The following is a 9,283-nucleotide window of genomic DNA, read 5'->3' on the forward strand; positions in this document are numbered from 1 at the left end:
TCCTGCCGAAGATTGCTCATGGATTCCATCGCCGACGATCCTGCCCACGTTCGCTACGGACAGCAGAACCCGCTGTACCGCTGGTGGCGCGAGACGTTCGTCGACAGCGTCGATCATGGCGAGGTGATGGAGCGGATCTGCGACGACAGCGGCTGGTCGCCGCGCTACGCGTTCATGACGATGATGTCAGCGGGCATCGCGGTGCTCGGCCTGTTGCTGTCCTCGCCGGCGGTGGTGATCGGCGCGATGCTGATCTCGCCGCTGATGGGGCCGATCCTCGGGCTCGGCTTCAGCCTCGCGCTGTTCGACTTCAAGGAGATGCGGCGCTCGCTGTCGGCGCTGGGGGTGGGATCGGGGCTGGCGATCGGCTTCACCGCGCTGATCGTGCTCGTCTCGCCGCTGCAGGCCGCGACCGAGGAGATCATCGCCCGCACCCGGCCCAATCTGTTCGACCTGGGCGTGGCGCTGTTCGCGGCGCTGGCCGGCACCTTCGCGATCATCCGCGGGCGCGGCGAGACCATCGTCGGCGTGGCCATCGCCACCGCGCTGATGCCACCCCTCGCGGTAGTCGGCTACGGGCTGGCCACCTGGAACCTCGCAGTGCTGGGCGGATCGCTGGCGCTGTACGCGACCAACTTCGTCACGATCGGGCTGGCGGCGATGCTGATGGCGCGGCTCTACGGCTTCGGCCATGCGCTCTCGAGCCAGCAGAGCTGGGCCCAGACGGCCGTGCTGATCCTGGTGTTCGTGGCGATGGCGATCCCGCTCGGCCTGTCGCTGCGCCAGATCGCGGGGGAGGCGCTGGCGACCACTCAAGTCCGCTCGACGCTGTCGGAACGGTTCGGCGTCGACGCGCGCGTCACCCAGCTGAGCATCGACTTCGACGCCAGGCCGATCGCCGTCCGCGCAGTCGTCATCACGCCACGCGCGCGCATGCAGCAGACCAAACCGGTCGCCGCCCAGCTGCGCCAGGACCTCGGCCAGCCGGTGACGCTGCGGCTCGACCAGGTGCTGCTCGAACCCGGCGCGGGTGCGCTCGCCGCGCAGCGGGCCGAGATGCGGCACGTGAGCGAGGCGCTCGCGGTGGAGAACGAGCAGGCGGTGGACGCCTCCCGGCTGGTCGCCCTCGCCGCCGGGATCGCGGTCGACGGGGTGACGATCGACCGGAACCATCACCGCGCCACGGCCGCTGCCGCGCCGCTGCCCGGCGCGACGCTTGCCACCTATCGCTCGCTGGAGACGCGGTTGAGCGCGCAGATCAAAGGGTGGCAGATCGCGCTCGTACCGCCGCGCGTGGCGTTCCCTCAGATCGCGTTCGCCAACGGCGTCGACGTCCTGTCGCAGGAGGCGCAGGAGGCGGTGGTGACGAGCGCCTGGGCGGCGCTGCGCTGGAACTCGCCCCGCCTCGGCGTCCCGGGGCTCCCCGAAACCGTGCCGGAGCGCCCGGTGCTGGCGGTGCGGCGCGCCCTGGCGATCGCTGCGATCCTGCGCGATGCGGGGATCGCTCCCATTCCGGCGCCGGCGGCGGGCGCTACCTTTACCCTGTTGGAGCCGCTGCAATGATCGGAAGCTTCGTCCTCACGCCGTTCGACGGCGCCGCGGTCCTGATCGTGCTGGCGGCGGTGCTCGGCTACATCAACCACCGCTTCCTCAAGCTGCCCTCGTCGGTCGGGCTGACGATGATGGGGGCGCTCGCGTCGCTGGCGGTGGTCGGCCTCGACCGCGTGTTGCCCGGCAGCACGGTGGCAAGCGACGTCGTCGGCTTCATCGCGGGGATCGATTTTCACGCCACGCTGATGGAGGGGATGCTCTCGTTCCTGCTGTTCGCGGGCGCGCTGCACGTCGACTGGACGGAGATGCGGCGCGGACGCTGGCCGATCCTGGTGCTCAGCACGATCGGCGTGCTGCTGTCGACCGCGCTGGTCGGCACCGGCTTCTACGCGCTGGCGCGGCTGATCGGCTTCGAGCTGCCGCTGATCTGGTGCCTCGTGTTCGGCGCGCTGATCAGCCCGACCGATCCGGTGTCGGTGATGGGCGTGCTCAAGCGCGCCAACGTCACGCCCACCTTGGAGGCGACGGTTGCCGGCGAAAGCCTGTTCAACGACGGCGTCGGTGTCGTCGTCTTCGTGATCCTGCTGTCTTCGGCGTTGTCCGGCGAGAGCTTCTCGCTGCCGCATGCCGCGCATCTGTTCGCGGTCGAGGCGGGCGGCGGGGTGCTGCTGGGGCTCGGGATCGGCTGGATCGGCTTTCGTGCGATGCGCTCGATCGACGACTACAAGACCGAGGTGCTCATCAGCCTGGCGGTGGTGATGGGCGGCTATGCGGCGGCGCACTGGATGCACGTCAGCGGGCCGGTGGCGATGGCGGTCGCCGGGCTGGTGATCGGCAACGCCGGCGTCGCCTATGCGATGAGCGACGTGACGCGCGACTATGTGCTGAAATTCTGGGCGCTGATCGACGAGATCCTCAACGCCGTGCTGTTCCTGCTGATCGGGCTGGAGGTCGTGACCATCCAGTCCGATCCCCGGCTGCTGCTGGTGGGGGTGCTCGCCATTCCGCTCGCGATCGGGGCGCGTGCGGTCGCGGTGCTGCTGCCGCTCACGCTGCTGCGGCCCTTGCTCCACCTCGGGCATCTCGCGCCGGTGACGCTGATCTGGGGCGGGCTGCGCGGCGGCATCTCGGTCGCGCTCGCGCTCGGCCTGCCCGACGGCGCGGCGCGGTCGGTCGTGCTCGCCGCGACCTATGTCGTGGTGCTGTTCTCGGTACTGGTGCAGGGCGGAACGATCGAGCGCGTGCTGGGACGGGTGAAACGTCGGGCGGAGGCTGCGGCCTGACCGCCTCGCGTCCAGTCCGCGGTTGCATCGGCCGCGCAGCGCCCTCGGCTAAGACGCCTTGGGTGGTGCGCGCATCATGTCCTCGAGCCGGAGCCGCTCGTGGGCGAGGGCGCCCTGTGCGGTGATCGAGGAGAGCAGCACCCGCTGGTCGGGACGCACCGGATCGCGTCCGTCTTCCCGCGCGATCCCGAGCACCGCGAGCGTTCCGAGCGAGGTTTGGAGCGGCTGGAACTGCCAGTCCGCCGCCGGCACCGCCTCCGTCCCCGCGCCGGCAGGCTCGCCATGCGCCCAGCTCCAGTCGAGCGCGGCGCGATCGACCGGGCTCAGGCGGGGCTCCGCCGGCATGCCTGCCGCCGTCACCAGCGCGCCGTCCCGCTCGCGGAACACTACCGTGTGGAGCCCGAACAGCGCGTGGACGTGCTCGCACAGGGTCAGCGCGGTCGTTTCCCAATCGGCGTCGCGCGTCAGCCGCTGGGCGAGCGCCGCCAAACTCGCGCTTTCCCGCGCGCTGCGATCGCTCAGCCGCAAACGCCCGCGCATCCGCCCGGTCACCGAACTGGTATAACCCGCGACCGCCAGGAACACGGCCGCCATCACCCAGTTCTGCGGCGCGCGCACATCGAAGCGGAAGCTCGGCGCGAGCAGGAAGTAGTTGTAGCAGAACACCGACAGCAGCGCCGCCAGCAGGGCGGGGCGGAACCCCAGCCGCGCGGCCACCGCGATCACCGGAAACAGGAACAGCAGGTCGAGCGACCGCGTGCCGGTGAGCAGCTGCAGCAGTTCGGCGAGCAGCAGCGTCGCCACGACGGGAAGCGCGGCGAGCGCATAGTGCCGGAGCGGCGTGCCCGAAGCGACGCGCGGCGACGAAGCGTCGTCCGCCTCATCGGCCGCGTCGGTCGGCACGACATGCAGGGTCACGCCCTCCGTCTGGGCCGCGATCTGATCGACGAGCGATCGGCGCCAGGAAGACCCGCGGCCGGCCGGACGCTCGCGTTGCAGCACCAGGTGCGTCGCGGGCGAAGTCTTGAGATGTTCGAGGATGCCGTCGGCGATCGTCGCCGCGGCGATTGTCGCCACCCGGCCGCCCCGCTGCGCCGCGACCCCCAGCGCCTCCGCCGCCCGCGCACCCGCCGATCCGGTGCGGTCGCGCTCCGGCGTTTCGACGTAGACCGCCTCCCACGGCACCCCCAGCGACTGCGCTAGGCGCTCCGCGGCAGCGACCAGCGCCTCGGACCCCGGACTGCCGCTCACCAGCACGGCGAGGCTGTCGGAGTGCGTCGCCGCGGCCGGCACGCTTGAAGGATGCGCAACCATCGCGCGAACCTATCCCAAAGCGGAGCGGGGTGAAAGGCAGGTGGCTCTCGCGCGGGAGCCAAGCACCAGAACCGACAGCGGAAATCCGGCAGCGGTGGCGCGTTGATCGGGGATGCGAGACGAGGAACAGCAGCGCCACCGCATGGTCGAGGTGCAGATCGCACGCCGGGGCGTCCGCGACCCGGTCGTCCTGGCGGCGATGCGTACGGTGCCGCGCGAACGCTTCGTGGGTGCCGGCATGGAGGAGTTCGCCTATGCGGACTCGGCGCTGCCGATCGAGGCGGACCAGACGATCTCGCAACCCTATATCGTCGCCGCAATGATCGAGGCGGCGGAGATCGGCCCCGACGACTGCGTGCTCGAGGTCGGCGCCGGCTCGGGCTACGCCGCGGCGGTGCTCGGCCGGATCGCCGGCACGGTGTTCGCGATCGAGCGGCACGAAACGCTGGCGCGGCTTGCCCGGGAACGCCTCGCGGCGCTCGGCTACAGCAACGTCGAGGTCCGGATCGGCGACGGCACCGTCGGTCTTCCCGAAGAGGCGCCGTTCGACGCCATTCTGGTGTCGGCGGGCGGCCCGGACGTCCCACGCGCGCTGAAGGAGCAACTCGCGATCGGCGGGCGACTGGTCGTGCCCGTGGGCGAGCCCGGCAGCCAGACGCTCTGCAAGGTGACGCGGCGGAGCGCCGGCCGTTACGAGGAGGAGGATCTGGGGGCGGTCGCGTTCGTCCCCCTGATCGGCGCGCAGGGCTGGGCCGAGGACGGAAGCCGCGCCGCGAGCAACCACCTCGCCGGCGCGTCGCGAAAGCGGAGCCTGCCCGAGATGATCGCCGAGGCCGCGGAGCCGCTGCCGGCGTTCGATGATCCCGCGTTCGGGCGGCTGTTCGACCGCTTCGCCGACCGTCGGGTCGTGCTGCTGGGCGAGGCGAGCCACGGGACGGCGGAATTCTATCGCGCGCGTGCCGCGATCACGCGCCACCTGGTCGAGCATCACGGCTTCACCATCGTCGCGGTGGAGGCCGACTGGCCCGATGCCGCGGCGATCGACCGCTACGTGCGGCACCGCCCGGGCCGTGAGGCCGCCGAGCCGCCCTTCCAGCGCTTTCCCGAATGGATGTGGCGCAACACGGAGGTCGCCGCACTCGTTGCGTGGATGCGCGGCCACAACGACGGCATCGCCGATCCGGATCGCCGCGCCGGCTTCTACGGCCTCGACATCTACAACATGCGCGGATCGATCGCGGCGGTGCTCGACTATCTCGATCGGGTCGATCCGGAGGCGGCGCAGGTGGCCCGCGAGCGCTACGGCTGCCTGACGCCGTGGCAGCGCGACCCCGCGACCTATGGCCGCTCAGCGCTGCGGCGCGGCTATGCCGAGTGCGAGGAAGCGGTGATCGCGCAATGCCGGGCGCTGCTCGCGCGCAAGCTCGACTATGCCCGCGAGGATGGCGACAGCTTCCTCGACGCGGCGCAGAACGCGCGGCTGGTCGCCTCGGCGGAACGCTACTACCGGATCATGTACTACGGCGGCGCGGAGAGCTGGAATCTGCGCGACCGCCACATGTTCGAGACGCTCCAGAACCTGCTCGACGCAAAGGGGCCGGACGCCAAGGCGATCGTCTGGGCGCATAACAGCCATATCGGCGATGCGCGCCACACCGACATGGGCGCCGTGCGCGACGAGCTCAACATCGGCCAGCTGTGTCGCGAGAGGTTCGGACGCGAGGCGGCACTGATCGGCTTCGGCACGCACACCGGCACCGTCGCCGCGGCGACCGATTGGGACGGCGCGATGGAGGTGAAGCGGGTGCTGCCGTCACGGCGCGACAGCTACGAGCGGCTGTGCCACGACGCGGGCACGCCGCGCTTCCTGCTCGACCTGTCGCCGGGCCGGCACGAGGCGCTGCGCCGCCGTCTCGCCGAACCGCGGCTCGAACGCTTCATCGGCGTGATCTACCGGCCCGAAACCGAGCTGTGGAGCCATTACTCGCAGGCGGTGCTGCCCGAGCAGTTCGACGCCTATGTCTGGTTCGACGAGGCGCAAGCCGTGACGCCGCTCGGGCCCGAGCACCGCGCGCGCGGCACGGTGCCGGATACCTATCCGTTCGAGGAATGAGCCGAGCTCTGGAGTGATGCGGCGCGGAGCCGGCTTGCGCGCACCGCCGCGGGGGCGGTGCGCGCGTGGGGGTCAGAAGGCGACGTGGCCGCCGAGCGAGAAGACGAGCGCGTGAGCCTCCTCCAGCCGGCCGTTGGTGACGATCGGCGTCTGCGCGGCTTCGCCCACATAGGCGGCGGTGATGCGGTCGATCGTCTCGTCCTTGAACGCGACATAGTTCGCCGCCGCGTCGATCGTGAAGCGCGGCGTCAGGCGATAGGAGCCGCCGGCGCCGAAGTTCCAGCGGTTGGAATCGGGCACGCGCGCGTCGCGGTTGCCGTCCTGCGTCGGGGTCAGCGTACGCTGGACGCCGGCGCGCAGCGTCAGGTCTGGCGTCGCCGCATAATCCAACCCGGCCGCCAGGCTCCAGGTGTTGCGATAGTTCTCCGGGATGGCGGTATCGAGCGGCGCGCCGAGGTCGATCGTGTCGAAATCGGTCCAGGTATAGCGGATGCCCTGCATGTTGACCGTCAGCGCGTCGGTCGCGCGGAATCGGCCGCCGACGATGATCTGCGCAGGGGTCTTGAACCGCGCCTTGATGCCGTCGATCGTCGCGTTCCCGCCGGCGAGCGGCCCGACGAGGCCGCTGATCTCGACGCTGCCCTTCAGCGTGTGCTCGATCGCCGACTTGTAGCTGATGCCGACGGTCGCCCAGTCGTTGTGCATCTGCACGCCCGCGGTCCAGCCCACATCCCAGCCGTCGCCCTTCAGCACCTGCTGCCCATCGGGAAGCGCGGCGGTGAGGTTGGGCAGCTTGTTGCCGAGCTCGGCGTCGGTGTACTCGACGTTCACCGCAGCGCCGACGCGCAGCCAGTCGAACACCGACACGCCGACCGAGGGCTGGATGTCGATGGTGCGCAACCGGGTCTTGTCGGCGCTGTAGCGCGCCCAGCTGTCGGCGTCGTAGTTGGTGGTGAAGCTGTAGGGCGAAGTGACCGCCAGGCCAATCGCGACGCGCTCGCCCAGCGGCATGGCGACCGCGCCCGACGGCAGGACGCCGTTGTTGATCGGGTTCTTCGACACCGGGTTTCCGCCGATCGCGGCCGGCGCTTGGCGGGGACGGACGATCACCGTGCCATCGTCGATCACCTTGCCGCGCGGCAGGATGGCGGAGGCGGCGATCGCCGCTTCGGTGGTCTCGATGTCGGCGATCGCCGCCGGGTTCCACCACAGCGACTGCGGGCCGGTGTCGGCAGCCTCGCCCGAGAAGGCGCGGCCGGCGCCGCGGGCGGACTGTTCCTGGAGATAAAAGGCCTGGGCGTGGGCGATGCCGGTCGAGGCGACCAGCCAGAGCGGGGCGGAGGCGAGCAGCGAAAGCTTGATGCGAGTGGTCATGGGCGGATCCCTGAACGGTTGAGACGAAGCGGTTAGCGGACGCGAGTCCAGGTCTGGGTCTTGCACAGCGGCACGAACACGCAGCCGCGCACCTTGAGCTGGTCGGCACCGACCGGCGTCACCTTGGCGCTATAGGTCTTGCCGTCGTCGGCGTTGTAGATCGATCCGTCGACCCATTCCTTGCCGTTCGACGTGAACCCGCTGAGGATCTGAAGCCCCTTGAGCGGGCGATTGCGCAGCGACGCGTTGCTGTTCTTCGCGTCCTTGAGCTGCGGGTTGGTGCGCAGATGGTCCGAGCTCACCAGGCGGCCGCAGATCGACGGTCCGCAACGGCTGATCTCGACGATCCCGTTCTTGGTCTCGGTCTTCCAGCGGCCGATCGCCGCGTCCTGGGGCTGGGGTGCGGCAGCCACGGCGGCTGCGAGCAACATCGTCAGCATCACTTCCTCTCCTCTTCGCCCGCCTGTGTCGGCAGGTCGTCGTCCCGCGCTGTCGTCGGTCCGGACGATTGGTGCCGGTGCCTGACGCATGCGGAAGTTGCTTGCACGCTAGGGCGCGGGCGGCGGCTGTCAAGCCTCGTGCGAGCGTTCCCGGCTTGCCGCCTCCTCGTCCGTGCAGGAAAGCCACAGCTGTGCCGTCACGCGCAGGGTTTAGACCCGGAAAGTTAGGCGAAGGTTAGGCCAACGACGTCGCTGCTGCGAGCCGCGGTTCGGGCCGGAGCAGGGCGAGCGTCATGGTGCGACCCAAGCAGCTTTTCGGCGTGTAGGACAGGCTTGGTGTCCGCCGCCGATCGCGCGCTCAGCCGGCGAGCTTCATCAGCGCCAAACCGCCGACGATCAGCAGCGCGGCGGCCAGGCGCATCGGGGTGGCGGCTTCGCCGAAAACCAGCACGCCGATCGCAAAGGCGCCGATCGCGCCGATCCCGGTCCACACGGTGTAGGCGGTGCCGAGCGGCAGCGATCGCATCGACCAGGAGAGCAGCCCGAAGCTCACCAGCATGCCGGCGATGGTGACGGCGCTCGGCCCCAGGCGGGTGAAGCCGTGGGACTGCTTCATCGCCGTCGCCCAGACGACTTCGAACAGACCCGCGATGATGAGAACGATCCAAGCCAAGGCAGCCTCCGTTGCGTGAGCTGCCGGGCCGTCCCGGTCTTGATGCTCCGTGCGGAGGCGGGAACGTGGTCGCCGCAGCCGCCAGATAGCGGGGCAGGGGGTGGGGTTCAATGGTGGGGGGCGGTCGATAGGTGCGGAACGTCGTCCATTCCGCCGCTCCCACCCGCGTCATGCCAGCGCAGGCTGGCATCTTGCGGTTGGGGTCGAGGCGGGAGCCGCGGGAGACCCCAGCCTTCGCTGGGGTGACGGATCGGGGTTTGGGTGATGCGGGGTTTGGGGGCGCGGGGCGGGTCAAGGGGGGGGGCGCGTGCGGAACGTCGTCCATTCCGGCGCTCCCACCTGCGTCATGCCAGCGCAGGCTGGCATCTCCTGGTCGCGGTCGGGGCAAGAGCCGCGGGAGACCCCAGCGTTCGCTGGGGTGACGGTGTGGGGCTAGGTGTTTGATCCCACGGTTTGATGGTGCGATCCTTTCGTTGGAATGGAAGGAAGCCGTATGGGACAGCTACGTCACGGGAGCGCCACGACCACGCACGCC

General features: G+C 70.3%; 7 protein-coding genes. 3 read left to right on the forward strand and 4 right to left on the reverse strand.

Annotated features, from left to right (window positions below; genetic code table 11):
- Positions 1-18 precede the first annotated feature (18 nt).
- Together ACBY01_RS10140 and ACBY01_RS10145 are read left to right on the forward strand one after the other, a co-directional pair.
- Positions 19-1,563 carry a DUF389 domain-containing protein gene (locus ACBY01_RS10140; protein ID WP_416460704.1) on the forward strand — a complete coding sequence of 515 codons (1,545 nt, stop codon included), beginning with the start codon at positions 19-21 and terminating at the stop codon, positions 1,561-1,563.
- The gene (locus ACBY01_RS10145) at positions 1,560-2,834 is read left to right on the forward strand and encodes a cation:proton antiporter (RefSeq protein WP_416460705.1); all 1,275 of its coding nucleotides are present in this window, start codon (positions 1,560-1,562) and stop codon (positions 2,832-2,834) included. Before ACBY01_RS10140 ends, ACBY01_RS10145 begins: the two co-directional genes overlap by 4 nt.
- A gap of 48 nt (positions 2,835-2,882) precedes the next feature.
- On the opposite strand, the gene ACBY01_RS10150 is transcribed toward ACBY01_RS10145, so the two are convergent.
- The gene (locus ACBY01_RS10150) at positions 2,883-4,148 is read right to left on the reverse strand and encodes a DUF4118 domain-containing protein (RefSeq protein WP_416460706.1); all 1,266 of its coding nucleotides are present in this window, start codon (positions 4,146-4,148) and stop codon (positions 2,883-2,885) included.
- 112 nt (positions 4,149-4,260) lie between these two features.
- Between ACBY01_RS10150 and ACBY01_RS10155 the strand changes: the two genes are divergently transcribed.
- The gene (locus tag ACBY01_RS10155; RefSeq protein ID WP_416460707.1) at positions 4,261-6,261 is read left to right on the forward strand and encodes a protein-L-isoaspartate(D-aspartate) O-methyltransferase; all 2,001 of its coding nucleotides are present in this window, start codon (positions 4,261-4,263) and stop codon (positions 6,259-6,261) included.
- 72 nt (positions 6,262-6,333) lie between these two features.
- Here ACBY01_RS10155 and ACBY01_RS10160 read toward each other — a convergent pair whose 3' ends face one another.
- The 3 genes from ACBY01_RS10160 to sugE form a co-directional block, all read right to left on the reverse strand.
- On the reverse strand, positions 6,334-7,635 hold the full coding sequence (locus ACBY01_RS10160; RefSeq protein ID WP_416460708.1) for an OmpP1/FadL family transporter: 1,302 nt from the start codon (positions 7,633-7,635) through the stop codon (positions 6,334-6,336).
- Between the two features lie 32 nt (positions 7,636-7,667).
- The gene (locus ACBY01_RS10165) at positions 7,668-8,075 is read right to left on the reverse strand and encodes a DUF2147 domain-containing protein (protein ID WP_416460709.1); all 408 of its coding nucleotides are present in this window, start codon (positions 8,073-8,075) and stop codon (positions 7,668-7,670) included.
- 358 nt (positions 8,076-8,433) lie between these two features.
- Positions 8,434-8,748 carry a quaternary ammonium compound efflux SMR transporter SugE gene (sugE, locus tag ACBY01_RS10170; protein WP_416460710.1) on the reverse strand — a complete coding sequence of 105 codons (315 nt, stop codon included), beginning with the start codon at positions 8,746-8,748 and terminating at the stop codon, positions 8,434-8,436.
- Positions 8,749-9,283: the final 535 nt, after the last annotated feature.

The sequence above is a fragment of the Sphingomonas mangrovi genome (assembly GCF_047975845.1).
In the GTDB taxonomy this organism is placed as follows: domain Bacteria; phylum Pseudomonadota; class Alphaproteobacteria; order Sphingomonadales; family Sphingomonadaceae; genus Sphingomonas.